Source organism: Pigmentiphaga sp. MLSB6-MA01 (assembly GCF_058793475.1).
This window is the reverse complement of record NZ_JBXAFV010000009.1, coordinates 51,007-65,438: the sequence shown is the minus strand read 5'-3', so window position 1 is coordinate 65,438 and position 14,432 is coordinate 51,007. Positions and strand designations below refer to the sequence as shown.

The window sequence follows — 14,432 nt, the reverse complement described above, 5'->3', positions numbered from 1 at the left end:
AGGCACTTGTATCACGGCAATATCGCATATAGGCGATCTATAATTCGACCCATGGCGATATTCTTCGCCAATACCGTTTTTCTCATCATGGATCTCGACGCCACCATCAAGGCGCTGGCGCATCCGGTGCGGCGCGACATTCTGCAATGGCTCAAGGAGCCCGAACGCCACTTTGCCGGGCAGGAACACCCGCTCGAAGTCGGTGTCTGCGCCGGCATGTTCGAACGCTGCGGACTGTCCCAGTCGACGGTGTCCGCCCACCTGGCCACGCTACAGCGTGCCGGCCTTGTCACCACCCGGCGCATCGGGCAATGGGTGTTCTACAAGCGCAACGAAGAAGCCATCGCCACGCTGATCGACCTGCTCCGGAAGCTTTGACCCGCCAGGGTGTCCGACCAGGATGTGCGCCAAAAACCACAAAACGAAACCCTTACGCACACTATTGACGGATCGGATACACAAATTGCTTACGCAAATCTTACTTCCAGCCTCCACCATGGAAAATACCTAGAGACGCTGATAGAATTTACCCGTGCTCGAATAACGGCAGGCACACAGCGGCCTTGTTTGGGTAAGAACGGGAAATAGCGCTATTTCTGGTTTGTGTATTACGACTGACACCTCAAAGGAAAAGAGATCATGAAGAAGACCCTGCTCCTGGCCTCGCTGCTGGCAATCGCCCTGTCGGCTTGCGGCAAGAAGGAAGAAGCTGCTCCGGCCCCCGCCGAATCGACTCCTCCGGCCGTCACCACCCCGGCTGAGCCCGCGCCCGCCCCGGCCGAGCCCGCTGCTCCGGCCCCCGCCGAGCCCGCCGCTCCCGCCGACCAGGCCCCTGCCGCCCCGGCTCCCGCCCAGCAGCAGTAAGTCGAACGTGGAAACCCGGTCGGCCCCGCCGGCCCCGGGTTTCGACAAATAGACAGCCGCCAACGCGGCTACAAAAAAGCCCCCGTCACCCGGGGGCTTTTTTCATCGCGCTTCATCGCCCCAGGTCCACCCAGTCGAATCCTGTGTCCTGGTCGGCCACGCCGATTTCCCCGGGTTGCCACCCCAATATCGGCGCAAGCGCCGCACGCGCCAGTTCCGGGACATTGTTTGTCTTGCTGAGATGGGCCGCGTGCAGGAATTTCAGCCGCGACCGATCCACCACGCGCAGGATCTCGGCCGCCGCCGCGTTGGAAAGATGGCCGTAGCGGCCAGCTATCCGATATTTCAAGGAAACGGGGTAATCGCTGCGCGCCAGCATGTCCGGGCAGTGGTTGCATTCGAGCACCAGCGCATCGCAGCCGGACAGCGTGCGATGGACATGCGGCGTGCCCTCGCCCAGATCCGTCAGCACGCCCAGCCGCCACTGGCCGTCGTCCAGCACGTACTGCACTGGCTCGCGGGCATCGTGGGGCACCGGAAACGGCTGCACGCGCAAACCGCCGATGGAAAAGGCGGTATGGCTGTCGCAGCAGATGGCGGTCATGCCCTCGGGAATGCGGGCCGCCACCGCGGCGCGCGTGCCGGTGGTCAGATGCACGGGAATGCCATGGCGGCGCGCCAGCCGGAACACGCCGCCGATGTGGTCGCCGTGCTCGTGCGTCACCAGGATGCCGTCCAGCGACGAAGGTTCGATGCCGCGGCCGAGCAAGCGCCGCTCGACCTCCCGCAATCCGAACCCGCAGTCGATCATGACGCGGGTCACCGACGTCCCTTCCCTGGCCTCGACGACGAGGGCATTGCCCTCGCTGCCGCTGCCAAGACTCGTGTAGCGAATGGAACCCACCCTAGGAGGCCCACCCCCGGGCGGCCTTCGGCCGCTCACCCCCAAGGGGGCGGCGCAGGCGGACCGGCAAAGCCGGATCCGCTGCGCCCTGGGTCAGCAGGAACACATGGCGGTTGCCAACCATTACTTCAACTGGTTGGACAGGACGTTCAGGATGCGCCGGCCGGTGGGCGTGTTCTCGGGCGCGCCCTGCGCGTTCAGCACGGTGACCTGGGTCCGGTCGTTGGACGTGACCAGTTTCACGCGGTACTGCGGACGAGTCTCGGGCTTGTCGCCGCCACGGCCGAACAGGCGGCCGAAGAAGCCCGGCTTGCTGTCGGAGTTGGCCGCGTCGGTATCGACGTAGCGCACGTAGTAGACGCCTTCGGCGCGGTTGCGGTCCTCGACCGTGAAACCGCCACGGTCCAGCGCCAGGCCCACGCGGCGCCAGGCACGATCGAAGGGCTCGGCGATCTGCAGCGCGCCGGAGTCGCCCGAACCGGACACCAATTGCGGCGCGGCGCCAGCGGCCACCGGCGTGGCATTGGCCACCGCCACCTTGGCCCGATCGAAATCGGCGCCCAGGCGGATCATCAGGCGGCTCAGCATCTCCGCCTCCAGGCCCGGGTCGTTGGGACGAGTGGTCCAGGTGGTCTGGCTCTTCTCGGCGCCGGTCAGCACCTCGACCGCGCCCCGATGGCTGATATAGATCTCGGTGCTGTTGCCCACGCGCTCCAGGCGGGTGCGGAACATGTCGCGCTCGCCGGTCGACCACAGCGAGTCGAAGACCTTGCCGACGGTGTTGCGGATGAAGTCCTGCGGGATCTTCGCCCGGTTCTCGGCCCAGTCGGTTTCCATCACGCCGGCCTGGGGCAGGTCTTCGCGCATCAGGAAGCCCAGGTCCTGCCAGAACTGGCGCACCACGGGATAGAGCTGCTCGGGCGAACGGTCGATGACCACCAGCCAGCGCTGGTCGCCGTCGCGTTCGACGCGCATGTCCGAACGCTCGGGCAGCACGTTGCTGGCGGCTGGCCTGGTCTCGGGCTGGACCGTCGAGTAGCTGGAGAAAGTCGCGGTCGAGGGCGCCGGCGGCGTCGACCCGGAAGACGTCTGGCTGGGTACCTGGAACCGGTTGTCGGTGGGAAGCTGGGTCAGATCGGGAGGCACTTCCAGCTTGGCCGTGGCCGGCTTGGATGCGCTCTTGTAGTCAATGGACTCTTCCTTGCCCAGCAACTGGTTGACGCTGCTGCAACCCGCGAACAGCGCGGACAGGGAAACCAGCACCGGCAGGACCGCCAGGCGCGGAAAACTCATACGAACTGCGTTCATTGATGGGTAACTCCTGAAGCCACCGCCGGCCCATGCTGGGTCCGGCGGGTCATGTCGGGACAAAACATGGGGGGCGTGTGGGGTTCAGATTTCGACGCCGGCCGCCTGGAGCGCCTCGCGCACCGCGGCATGATGCTGCGCGCCGAGTTCGGTCATGGGCAGGCGGTATCCCAGCGCCATGCGTCCCATCCGGGACAGGGCCCACTTGACGGGGATGGGATTGGGTTCGAGGAAAAGGTTGCGGTTCAACAGTGCCAGACGCTGGTTGATCCGGGCAGCCAGTCGGGCATCGCCGGCCACCGCAGCCACGCACAGCTCGTGCATCAGGCGGGGCGTGACGTTGGCGGTGACCGAGATGTTGCCACGCGCGCCCAGCAGCATCAGCGCCGCCGCGGTGGGATCATCGCCGCTGTAGACCGCGAAGCTGTCGGGCAACTGGCCAAGCAGCAGCGCGCCCCGGCCGATGTCGCCGGTGGCGTCCTTCAGCCCGATGATGCCGGGCACCTGCGCGAGGCGCACCGTGGTCTCGCCCGCCATGTCGCAGCCGGTGCGGCCCGGCACGTTGTACAGGATCATCGGCAGGTCCACCGCCTCGGCGATGGTCTTGAAATGCCGATACAGGCCTTCCTGGGTGGGACGGTTGTAGTAGGGCACCACCGACAGGCCGGCGTCGGCGCCGACCTTCTTGGCGGCCTCGGTCAGCTCGATGGCTTCCGCCGTGGAGTTGGCGCCCGTGCCGGCAATGACCGGAGCCCGGCCCGCCACGTGCTGGACGGCGAAGCGGATCAGTTCGACATGCTCGTCCACCGACACGGTGGGCGATTCGCCCGTCGTTCCCACCACCACGAAGCCGTCGGTGCCCTCAGCCAGATGCCAGTCGAGCAAGGCCCGGAAGGCCTCGAAATCGAGCTTCCCGTCTGGCTGCATCGGAGTGACGATTGCGACGATGCTGCCTTCAATAGGAGTGCGAGATGTGGTTGCCATACGCTGCCAGGGTGGCCCGAAACGGGACGACGAAATGGGAAATCAATGGAGTATACCGCCTGTAGCCGCTCCCCCCCTACGCGCTTCGCGCGCCCCCCAGGGGGCGATGCGGGTGGACCGGCGGAGCCGGATCCTCCGCATCCTGGATCTAGTACGAATCAAGCAATTCGTACCAATCCCAGGAAACCGCGGATCCGGCTTTGCCGGTCCGCTGGTTTCGCCCCCTGGGGGGCGCGCGAAGCGCGTAGGGGGGGTCAAATGAACAATCTGACGATGGCGTCGCCCAGGGCCAGCATGGGCTGGACCAGGAAGCCCAGCATGCCGGTCATCAGCAGCACGATCAGGATCATCATGCCGTAGGGTTCGATCTTGGAATATTTCCAGGCCAGGCCGTGGGGCAGCAGGCTGAAGACGATGCGGCCACCGTCGAGCGGCGGAATGGGCAACAGGTTCAGGGCCATCAGCATCAGGTTGACCTGCACGCCCGCCACCGCCATGGCGACGAAGAAGGTTTCGTTCACGCCGGACTGGACCATGAGCTTGAGGCCGACCGCCCAGATGATGGCCATGACGAGGTTGATGCCGGGGCCGGCGGCGGCCACCCAGAGCATGTCCTGCTTGGGCCGGCGCAGGCGACTGAAATCGACGGGCACCGGCTTGGCCCAGCCGAACAGCAGGCCCGCCCCGCCCAGCAGCTTGCTGGTCAGGAGGATGACCGCCGGCACCAGCAGGGTGCCGACCGGATCGATGTGCTTGATCGGATTGAGCGTCACGCGTCCGGCCTGGGTGGCCGTGTCGTCCCCGAACATGCGCGCCACGTATCCGTGGGCGGCTTCGTGCAGGGTGATGGCGAAGATCAACGGGATCGCATAGACCGCGATTGTCTGAATGATGGAATCCATCGCGGCATTGTAGCGGCAGAGCATGGCCGTCCACAGACGGCGGCGTGCATTTCCGCCCCCGGGATTACGCCGTGATGCCCAGCGTGGCGGGATCGCCGCGTCCGCGGCGCAGGACCTCGGGCTCCGCGCCGGTCAGGTCCACCACGGTCGTCGGCTCGAAGGGACAGGCGCCCCCGTCGACCACCGCCGCCAGCTCATGCTCGTAACGTTCGCGGATCTGCTCGGCGTCGTTGAGCGGCTCATCCTCGTTCGCGGGAATCAGCGTGCTGGACAGCAGCGGCGCGCCCATTTCCTCCAGCAGGCTGAGCGCGATCGGGTGATCCGGCACGCGTATGCCTATGGTCTTGCGCGAAGGATGGGACAGCCGGCGCGGCACCTCGCGCGTGGCCTCGAGGATGAAGGTCCACGGCCCGGGAGTCGCCGCCTTCAGCAAGCGGTATTGCTGGTTGTCGACGTGGGCGAACTGGCCGATCTCGGCCAGGTCCCGGCACAGCACGGTCAGGTGGTGCCGCTCGTCCACGCCCCGCAGCCGCCGAAGCGCCTCGGCCGCGTGCTTGTCGTCCAGCGGCGCCACGAGGGCGTAGCTGGAGTCGGTGGGAATGGCCACCAGCCCGCCGGCCCGGATCAACTGGACCGCCTGCTTGAGCAGGCGCAGTTGGGGATTTTGAGGATGAACCGAGAAAAACTGTGCCACGTCGACGGACCCTTGCAAACATCGACCACGCCCGGAAACCGTCCGGGCCCCCTTCCGCCGGCGCCGGCCGGCCGCTTACTCGGCGGCCAGCGCGCGCAGCTCGGCGACCAGCTTGTCCAGCGCGGCATCGCGGCCGGCGGCATCGGCGAAGCCGGCACCACGCGCGACCACCGCGCCTCCCAGTTCCAGCACATAGGAATCCCCTTCCGCCCGGATCATCCGGACCGGATCGGCCAAGGCGCGCAGTTGCTTGATGACCGCTCCGGCGGCCTGCGCGTCCGCGTGGGCTTCGGACAACAGCAGATCCTGCCCGTCGGCCGCCAGGAAGCGGAAGCGGAAGCGGCCGCCATCATCGCGGAAACTGACGAAGCGGGCCTGCTTGCCAGCCTTCTTCTTGGTGGACTGCGCGGGAGAAGACGCGCGCGGGGTATCCAGCCCCACGGCGGCCCGCAGTTCGGCAAGGAACGGTCCGCCGATGGCGCGCGCCTTGCGCGCCCCGTCCAGCAGGATGTCCTCGATGTCGTCCGGCCTGGCCATCAGGGTGTCGTAGCGCTCGCGCATCGGCCCGACTTCGCGCTCGATGCGCTCGTACAGCGCCTGCTTGGCATCGCCCCAGCCCATGCCCTCTTCCAGCGAGCGCCGGAACGCGGCGGCTTCGCCGTCGGCGGCGAAGGCCCGGTAGATCGTGTAGAGCTGCGAATTGTCCGGATCCTTGGGTTCGCCCGGCAGGCGCGAATCGGTCACGATGCGGCCGATGGCGTCGCGCAGGTGCCTGGCGCCGCCCTCGAACAACGGAATGGTGTTGTTGTAGCTCTTGGACATCTTGCGTCCGTCCAGGCCCGGCAGGGTGGCCACGGCCTCGTCGATCTGCGCCTCGGGCAGCACGAACAGTTCGCGGCCGCCGCCGTACAGGTGGCTGAACCGCTGGGCGATGTCGCGCGCCATCTCGATATGCTGGATCTGGTCGCGGCCCACCGGCACCCGGTGCGCGTTGAACAGCAGGATGTCGGCGGCCATCAGCACGGGATACGAGAACAGCCCCATCGTGACGCCAGCGTCCGGATCCTCGTTGTCGGCCACGTTCTGGTCCACCGCCGCCTTGTAGGCATGGGCGCGGTTCATCAGGCCCTTGGCCGTGACGCAGGTCAGCAGCCAGCACAACTGAGGGATCTCGGGCAGGTCGGACTGCCGGTAGAAGGTGACCCGACTGGGGTCCAGCCCGGCGGCCAGCCACGTCGCGGCGATCTGCAGGCGCGAGCGCTGCAGGCGCGCGGGATCCTCGCACTTGATGAGCGCGTGGTAGTCGGCCATGAAGAAGAAGGCATCGTTGTCGTCGTTGCGGCTCGCCTGGACGGCGGGGCGGATGGCGCCCACGTAGTTGCCCAGGTGGGGCGTGCCGGTGGTGGTGATGCCGGTAAGGATGCGGGTTCTCATGGGTCGGAGCGCGACAAGCGGAAAGATCGGACGTAGAGCCGCAGTGTACCTCCCGTGCAAGGCGCCCGCCCGGCCATGGCGGATAATGGCGGATTGCCTTTTACCTTCCCAGGCCGGTCATGTCTTCGATTACGTTCACGCTCACGGGCGAGTTTGTGCCATTGTGCGATTTGCTCAAGCTCACGGGGCTTGCCGACTCGGGAGGCGCGGGGAAGGCGCTGGTCGCGGCGGGGATGGTGAAGGTGGATGGCAAGGTGGAGTTGCGCAAGACCTGCAAGATACGGGCCGGGCAGGTCGTGGCAATGGACGGGACGCGGATACTGGTTCGGAACTGATCGCCGGCCTTGGCAGCGCCTGGCGTTCCGAACACGGCCGTTTGGGCGCCCTCCGCTCCACCCCGCTCAGTGCGCCTGTTCCCACGTGTAGCCCGAGCCCACCTCGGCCACCAGCGGCACCTTCAGTTCGGCCACGTTGCACATCATCTCGGGCAGGCGACGGGCGACGATCTCGCTTTCCTCGCGCGGGACTTCCAGGACCAGTTCGTCGTGCACCTGCATGACCAGGCGCGCGCCCAGCCGATCGGCGTCCAGCCAGTCCTGCACGGCGACCATGGCCATCTTGATGAGGTCGGCCGCGGTGCCCTGCATGGGGGCGTTGATGGCGGCGCGTTCGGCGGCCTGGCGGCGGGGGCCGCTGCCGCCCCGGATTTCGGGCAGCCACAGGCGGCGGCCGAAGACGGTTTCGACGTAGCCTCGCTCCCGCGCCTGTTCGCGCGTGTCGTCCATGTAGCGCGCGACGCCGGGGTAGCGGGCGAAATAGCGGTCGATATAGTGCTTGGCCGCGTCGCGCGTGATGCCGAGGTTGCCGGCCAGGCCGAAGGCGCTCATGCCGTAGATGAGGCCGAAGTTGATGACCTTGGCGTAACGGCGCTGCTCGGCGTTGACCGCTTCGGGCTGGACGGCGAAGATCTCGGCCGCGGTGGCGCGATGGATGTCCTCGCCGCGCGCGAAGGCCGCCAGCAGGTTTTCGTCGCCGGAGATGTGGGCCATGATGCGCAGTTCGATCTGCGAGTAATCGGCCGACATGATCAGGTTGCCCGGATCGGCCACGAAGGCCTCGCGCACGCGCCGGCCCTCGGGTGTACGCACCGGGATGTTCTGCAGATTGGGATCGCTGGAGGCCAGCCGCCCCGTGACCACCGCTGCCTGGGCGTAGCTGGTGTGCACGCGCCGGGTCCGGGCGTTGATCATCTTGGGCAGCTTGTCGGTATAGGTGGACTTGAGCTTGGCCAGGCCGCGGTAGCTCAGCAATGCCTGCGGCAGCGGGTAGTCCTCGGCCAGCTTGCTCAGCACGTCCTCGTCGGTGGACGGCGCGCCGCCCGCGGTCTTCTTGACCACCGGCAACTGCAGCTTGCCGAACAGGATCTCGCCCAGTTGCTTGGGCGAGTTCAGGTTGAAGGGCTGCCCCGCCAGCTCATAGGCGCGCTGTTCGAGCACCAGTAGTTCCTGGCCGATGGCATGGCTCTGCCGGCCCAGTTCTTCCGGATCGATGCGCACGCCGTTGCGCTCGACGACGGTCAGCACGCGCGACACGGGCAGTTCGATGGCATAGATGCGCGCCAGGCCGGCGTCCGCCTCGATGCGCGGGTACAGCGTGGCATGCAGCTGGAGCGTGTAGTCGACGTCTTCGCAGGCATACCGGGTGGCCACGTCGATGGCCACCTCGTCGAAGCAGATCTGGTTGACGCCCTTGCCGCATACGTCGACGAAGGACAGGCCCTTGCGCCCCAGCCAGCGCTGCGACAGGTCGTCCAGCGACACGCTGCGATGCGATTCCAGCACATAGGCTTCGAGCATGGTGTCATGCGCCACGCCGCGCAGCGCCACGCCGGCGTTGGCGAAGACGTGCGTATCGTACTTGGCGTTGTGCAGCAGCTTGGCGGCGTCGGCATTCTCCAGCCAGGGCGCCAGGCGCGCCAGCACTTCGTCCTTGGGTAGTTGCTCGCCGGCGTCCGGATGCCGGTGGGCCAGCGGGATGTAGCAGGCCTCGCCCGGCCTGACCGCGATGGACAGGCCCACCAGGCGGGCTTCCATTTCCACCAGCGAATCGGTCTCGGTGTCCAGGGCGACCAGCGGCGCCGCCTGGATGGCGGCCAGCCAGCGGTCGAAGGCGGCCCAGTCGCTGACCGTCTCGTAGCTCACCGTTTCCGGCGCGGCCGGCGCGTCGACCTGCACGCGCGAATCGCCCTCGGGAATGCGCGACTCGTCGCCCGTCAGCTCGCGCAGCCAGGTGCGAAAACCGTAGCGCTCGTACATGACCTCGAGCTTCTCGCGGTCCACTTCGCGCATGGTGAGCGCGTCCAGGCCGGGAATGTGCGCGCTCAGGTCGCAATCGGTGCGGATGGTGATCAGGGAGCGCGTCAGCTCGAAATTCGGGATCGCCGCGCGCAGGTTGGTCCCCGCCACGCCCTTGACGGTCTCGGCCTGCGCCACCAGCGCCTCCAACGTGCCATACTGGGCGAGCCACTTGGCCGCCGTCTTGGGCCCGACCTTTTCCACGCCGGGTACGTTGTCGACCGAATCGCCGATCAGCATCAGGTAATCCACGATGCGCTCGGGCGGTACGCCGAACTTCTTCAGCACGCCGTCGGCATCCAGCGTCTCGGCAGTCATGGTGTTGACCAGCGTCACGTGGTCATTGACCAGTTGCGCCATGTCCTTGTCGCCGGTGGAGACGACGCTATGTATGCCCTGCCCCGCGGCCTGGAGGGCCAGGGTGCCGATGACGTCGTCGGCCTCGACCCCCTCGATGGCGAAGACCGGCCAGCCCTGGGCGCGTATGGCCTCGACAATCGGCCCGACCTGGCGCGCCAGGTCTTCCGGCATGCTGGCGCGGGTGGCCTTGTACTCGGGATAGAGGTCGTCGCGGAAAGTCTTGCCCGGCGCATCGAAAATGCAGGCGAGGTAGTCTGCCTTATGATCGTTCAGTGCGCGGCGCAGCATATTCAGCACGCCGTACAGCGCCCCGGTCGGTTCTCCTTGCGCGTTGCGCAGGTCCGGCAGGGCGTGGTATGCGCGATAGAGGTAGCTGGACCCGTCCACCAACAGCAACGTCTTGATCATGATCAAACACAGAGAAATCGAAATAGGCAAGGAAACCCACGACAGCTCCCGGGACAGCGAGAACGTTCCGAAGAAACCCGGACGCATCCCCGGCCTGCGGGACGTGGTGAGCGTGGAACGCGCCACCGCCACCAAGGCACGCGAGTCATGGCATGTCCTGGGGATTATGTCAGAGTTCTTCGAGGCGTCCGAACGCCTCGCGCAGATCCGGCCGGCGGTCAGCATTTTCGGCAGCGCCCGCATCCCCGCCGACGACCCCCGCTACCAAATGGCCGAGCTGATCGCCCGCAAGCTGTCCGAGGCGGGCTTCTCCGTCATTTCGGGCGGCGGCCCCGGCATCATGGAAGCGGCCAACAAAGGCGCCTACGAGGGCCCCAGCCCCAGTGTCGGGCTGAACATCGAACTGCCGCACGAGCAGTCGAACAACGCCTACCAGAACATCAGCCTGTTCTTCCGCCACTTCTTCCCGCGCAAGGTGGCCTTCGTCAAGTTCACCTCGGCCTATGTGGTGCTGCCGGGCGGCTACGGCACGCTGGACGAACTGTTCGAGGCGCTGACGCTGGTGCAGACCAACAAGAGCCGGAAGATGCCCATCATCCTGGTCGGTTCCGAGTACTGGCGGGGCCTGGTGGACTGGATCCGCGCCCAGCCGCTGGCGCAGGGCCTGATATCGCCGGACGACCCCGACCTGCTGCAGGTCATCGACGATCCCCAGGCGATCGTCGATGCCATCTTCGATTTCTACCAGCACGAAGGGTTCACCCAGTCCGCGGGCGAGCGCGAGCGGCTGTTGAACCTGTAGCGTCTGCGACGAGCGGGCCGGCGGCGGGGACGATGACGCTAGAATGCGGGTAAATCGTCGATCCCCGCCCTTATCCCGCTTATCCATGGCCGTCTTCACCCCCGTCACCGAAACGGATGCCCGCGACCTGCTTGCCGACTATACGCTGGGCGAGCTGCGCGCCCTGCGCGGCATCCCGTCCGGCATCGAGAACACCAATTATTTCCTTACGACCAGCCAGGGCGAATATGTGCTGACGCTGTTCGAGCGCCTGACGCGCGAACAATTGCCGTTCTACATCGACCTGATGACCCACTTGGCGGAACACGGGATACCCGTCCCTCATCCCCAGGCCGCGCACGACGGACGCCGGCTGGCCGAGCTGAACGGCAAGCCCTGCACCATCGCCACCCTGCTGCCGGGCAAATGCGAGATGTCGCCGCTGCCCGCCCATTGCGAGCAGGTCGGCGCCACGCTCGCCCGCATGCACCTGGCCGGACGCGGCTTCCCGTCGGTGCAACCCAATCTGCTCGGACTCGCCTGGTGGCAGGAGACCGCGCCCGTCGTCGCCCCCTACCTGGATCCGGGCACCGCCGCCCTCCTGCGCGACGAGATCGATGTCCAGACGGCCTTCGCCCAGACCGCGGCCTACCACGAGCTGCCTCGGGGCCCGGCGCACTGCGACCTGTTCCGCGACAACGTCCTGTTCGCCGGCACGCGTGACGCGCCCGTGCTGGGCGGCTTCATCGATTTCTACTTCGCCGGCTGCGATACCTGGCTGTTCGATCTGGCGGTATGCGCCAACGACTGGTGCATCGCCCACGCCAGCGGCGCCTTCCAGCCCGAGCTTGCCCAGGCGCTGCTGAGCGCCTACGACCAGGTGCGGCCGCTGACGGACGGGGAACGCGCCTCGTGGCGCACCGTGCTGCGGGCCGCCGCGCTGCGTTTCTGGATGTCCCGGTTGCGCGATTTCCACCTGCCGCGCCCGGCGCAGACCCTGACGCCGCACGACCCCACTCATTTCGAACGCATCCTGCGCCTGCGGCGCGACGGCGATCTTTTTCCGCTTCCCTGAACCATGACACATCTTTCCTACCGGCGCGCGCCGACAAGGGCCCGCGCACGCATCCAGAACCAGCAGGGAGGCCGCTGATGCAAGCCGCCTCCCTGGCACCCGGCGCTGGCTGGCAATGGGTGCGCGACGGACTCGCCCTGTTCCGCCTCCAGCCCATGGCGATGTTTACCTGGGCCCTGACCGTCGGTTTCATGGTCCTGGTGGCCAGTATCCTCGCTCCCATCGGCCCCCTGCTGTTCGTCGCCGGCATGCCGGCGGTCACCGTCATGACCCTGGAGGCCTGCCGCGCCATCGAACAGGGCCACACGGTGCTGCCCCTGCGCCTGTTCGGGGTGCTCAAGGCGCCGGGCCTGTTCAAGAAGCTCGCGGCGATGGGCGTCCTGTACGTGGCCGCCGTGCTGGTGGCGGGCCTGGCCGCCTTCCTGCCTTTCGCCGACGGCCTGAGCGAGGCGATGTCCGGGCTGTCATCCGACGACGTGGGCGCGGTGCTGGCGGCCATGCGTGCCCCCATCGCCTTGTTCGGCATCTTCTACGTGATCATCGCGGGGCTGTTCTGGCATGCGCCGGCGCTGGTGGCCTGGCACCGGCTGGGTATCCGCAAGGCCTTGTTCTTTTCCGGCATCGCGTGCTGGCGCAACAAGGGGGCGTTCCTCATGTATGGCGCGACCTGGCTGCTCGTCGTCCTGGCGCTGGAACTGGGCGGCAGCCTGCTTGAAGCCGTCGGCATGTCGCCGACGATTTCCGGCCTGATCCAGATGCCCTTCAATTTTGCCGCCGCCGCGGTGCTGTATTGCAGTTTTTATCCGACCTACACCAGCGTATTCGGACCCCCTCCCGCCCCGGCGTCCGGTAATGGTTCCTGAACGATTTTCCCAGGTATTTTCTCAGTGAAAACCCGGGACTTTACCCACACCGCCGGCATTTTCCGGTTCAATCCGGCAAACGCGGTTGACGGGCCCAACGATAGCCCGTATAACGGCGGGGCATGATTTTCAAGAGTACGAGTTGCTGTACAAAATCGCTTACCACTGCGGTACGGTTGTTCATGGTCTCCATCCTTGATTGTCTTGCTTACATTCGTATGGTTTTTTCATTTCAAGGATAGACACCATGGAAACCGGTACCGTCAAATGGTTCAACGACGCCAAGGGCTTTGGCTTCATCACGGCTGATTCGGGCGGCGACGACCTGTTCGCCCATTTCTCCGAAATCCGCGTCGACGGCTTCAAGACCCTCCAGGAAAACCAGAAGGTCCGTTTCGAAGTCACCGTCGGCCCCAAGGGCCGCCAGGCTTCCAACATCCAGCCCGTATAAGCTATAATCCGCTTATCCGCTGAAAACCCCCGCTTGCGGGGGTTTTTTGTTTTTGCCTGGAAGAAAGGCTCCCGACCCAGGGGGCCACCCCGAGCTTCCGCGACACGGCAAACCCAGGCGGCCGCCACCACGCGCCGGCCCTTCAGGGCCCCGGCGTTTCACCGCGAACTTCCCCGTCATCGCTGGCGCGTTGCGCCACCTTGCCGCATGCCATGGCCCCGCCATGGCCGAAGCTCGTTTTTATGCATTCGCATGCACAGGAGGAATCGACCATGTCGAATAAGGAAGAACTGATCGAAATGGAAGGCGTCGTTGCCGAAGTGCTGCCCGCGACCAGCTTTCGCGTCACACTGGAAAACGGCATGCAAGTTGCCGCCTACGCATCGGGCAAAATGCGCAAGCACCGTATCCGCATTCTGGCCGGCGACCGGGTCACGATGGAGCTGTCCCCGTACGACCTGACCAAGGGACGCATCAGCTTCCGGCACAAGGACGGTCCGTCGCCCACGCCCGGCAACCGCCGTCCCCTGCGGCGCAACTGACATGCTGCGGCAGGCGTTCCAGTACAAGGCCTGGGCGGACCTGCGCACGCTCGATGCCATCGGCCGCCTTGACGGCTCGCGGGCGGAATCCCTGCGCTTCGCGACCCAGCAGCTCAATCACATGATCATCGTCGAGGAGCTGTTCCGGTCGCGCCTGGAGGGCGCCCCGGCGCCGCACGCCTCGACCAACACGCCGCGGTTGCCGGCGCTGGACACGTTGCGGGAACGCATCGTCCGGTCCGACGCCTGGTATGGCGCCTATGTGGAGCGGCTCGGGCCGCCCGACGAAGACGAGGCCGTCTCCTTCGTGTTCGCCGATGGCCAGCGCGGCACGATGTCGCGCAAGGAAATACTGTTCCACATCGTCAACCACGGCACCTACCATCGTGGCGCGGTCGGCCATGCGCTCGACCTGGCCGGGGTTCCCCACCCCGCCGATACCTACACCGTCTTCATCCACGCCGCCGAGCCGCGGCGCCGCCAGGCCTGAGGCCGCGCTCACGCGGCC

At 66.4% G+C, this 14,432-nt stretch carries 16 protein-coding genes; 9 read left to right on the top strand and 7 right to left on the bottom strand.

Translation table 11 applies throughout. The annotated features are described in order from the left end of the window. Positions 1-87 precede the first annotated feature (87 nt). Together AC1Q6E_RS15900 and AC1Q6E_RS15895 are read left to right on the top strand one after the other, a co-directional pair. Entirely contained in the window at positions 88-378 is a 291-nt protein-coding gene (locus AC1Q6E_RS15900) for an ArsR/SmtB family transcription factor (protein WP_152799723.1), read from the top strand. A gap of 261 nt (positions 379-639) precedes the next feature. Then, positions 640-864: a hypothetical protein gene (locus tag AC1Q6E_RS15895; RefSeq protein WP_296555702.1), complete on the top strand. Its 225-nt coding sequence runs from the start codon at positions 640-642 to the stop codon at positions 862-864. Positions 865-976: 112 nt separating this feature from the next. Here AC1Q6E_RS15895 and AC1Q6E_RS15890 read toward each other — a convergent pair whose 3' ends face one another. From AC1Q6E_RS15890 to AC1Q6E_RS15865, 6 genes are all read right to left on the bottom strand, one after another. Continuing rightward, positions 977-1,759, bottom strand: a complete 783-nt coding sequence (locus AC1Q6E_RS15890) for an MBL fold metallo-hydrolase (protein ID WP_296555707.1) — start codon at positions 1,757-1,759, stop codon at positions 977-979. A 132-nt stretch (positions 1,760-1,891) separates the two neighbouring features. Continuing rightward, the gene (gene bamC / locus AC1Q6E_RS15885) at positions 1,892-3,061 is read right to left on the bottom strand and encodes an NlpB/DapX family lipoprotein (protein ID WP_492573128.1); all 1,170 of its coding nucleotides are present in this window, start codon (positions 3,059-3,061) and stop codon (positions 1,892-1,894) included. A gap of 99 nt (positions 3,062-3,160) precedes the next feature. Beyond that, the gene (gene dapA / locus AC1Q6E_RS15880) at positions 3,161-4,060 is read right to left on the bottom strand and encodes a 4-hydroxy-tetrahydrodipicolinate synthase (protein WP_152797677.1); all 900 of its coding nucleotides are present in this window, start codon (positions 4,058-4,060) and stop codon (positions 3,161-3,163) included. 254 nt (positions 4,061-4,314) lie between these two features. Next, positions 4,315-4,962: a site-2 protease family protein gene (locus AC1Q6E_RS15875; protein ID WP_152797676.1), complete on the bottom strand. Its 648-nt coding sequence runs from the start codon at positions 4,960-4,962 to the stop codon at positions 4,315-4,317. A 64-nt stretch (positions 4,963-5,026) separates the two neighbouring features. Next, positions 5,027-5,656 carry an L-threonylcarbamoyladenylate synthase gene (locus AC1Q6E_RS15870; protein ID WP_296556699.1) on the bottom strand — a complete coding sequence of 210 codons (630 nt, stop codon included), beginning with the start codon at positions 5,654-5,656 and terminating at the stop codon, positions 5,027-5,029. Between the two features lie 75 nt (positions 5,657-5,731). Continuing rightward, a complete protein-coding gene (locus AC1Q6E_RS15865) occupies positions 5,732-7,090 on the bottom strand; it encodes a tryptophan--tRNA ligase (RefSeq protein WP_296556698.1) in 1,359 nt (452 codons plus the stop codon). A 119-nt stretch (positions 7,091-7,209) separates the two neighbouring features. Between AC1Q6E_RS15865 and AC1Q6E_RS15860 the strand changes: the two genes are divergently transcribed. After that, positions 7,210-7,425 carry an RNA-binding S4 domain-containing protein gene (locus AC1Q6E_RS15860; RefSeq protein ID WP_152797673.1) on the top strand — a complete coding sequence of 72 codons (216 nt, stop codon included), beginning with the start codon at positions 7,210-7,212 and terminating at the stop codon, positions 7,423-7,425. A 66-nt stretch (positions 7,426-7,491) separates the two neighbouring features. On the opposite strand, the gene polA is transcribed toward AC1Q6E_RS15860, so the two are convergent. After that, complete coding sequence (gene polA / locus AC1Q6E_RS15855; protein ID WP_152797672.1) at positions 7,492-10,212, bottom strand: DNA polymerase I; 2,721 nt, start codon at positions 10,210-10,212, stop codon at positions 7,492-7,494. Here polA and AC1Q6E_RS15850 point away from each other — a divergent pair. The 6 genes from AC1Q6E_RS15850 (at position 10,211) to AC1Q6E_RS15825 (ending at position 14,414) form a co-directional block, all read left to right on the top strand. Next, complete coding sequence (locus AC1Q6E_RS15850) at positions 10,211-11,014, top strand: LOG family protein (RefSeq protein ID WP_152797671.1); 804 nt, start codon at positions 10,211-10,213, stop codon at positions 11,012-11,014. The genes polA and AC1Q6E_RS15850 overlap by 2 nt on opposite strands. Before the next feature lie 85 nt (positions 11,015-11,099). Beyond that, complete coding sequence (locus tag AC1Q6E_RS15845; protein ID WP_296556697.1) at positions 11,100-12,068, top strand: homoserine kinase; 969 nt, start codon at positions 11,100-11,102, stop codon at positions 12,066-12,068. Positions 12,069-12,145: 77 nt separating this feature from the next. Beyond that, positions 12,146-12,931, top strand: coding sequence for a BPSS1780 family membrane protein (locus AC1Q6E_RS15840; RefSeq protein ID WP_492573083.1), 786 nt, complete (start codon positions 12,146-12,148; stop codon positions 12,929-12,931). A gap of 247 nt (positions 12,932-13,178) precedes the next feature. Then, complete coding sequence (locus AC1Q6E_RS15835) at positions 13,179-13,382, top strand: cold-shock protein (protein ID WP_087841797.1); 204 nt, start codon at positions 13,179-13,181, stop codon at positions 13,380-13,382. 272 nt (positions 13,383-13,654) lie between these two features. Next, positions 13,655-13,924 (top strand): translation initiation factor IF-1, encoded by a 270-nt coding sequence (gene infA / locus AC1Q6E_RS15830; protein WP_152797668.1) that lies wholly within the window; start codon positions 13,655-13,657, stop codon positions 13,922-13,924. Position 13,925: 1 nt separating this feature from the next. After that, entirely contained in the window at positions 13,926-14,414 is a 489-nt protein-coding gene (locus tag AC1Q6E_RS15825) for a DinB family protein (RefSeq protein WP_152797667.1), read from the top strand. Positions 14,415-14,432 lie beyond the last annotated feature (18 nt).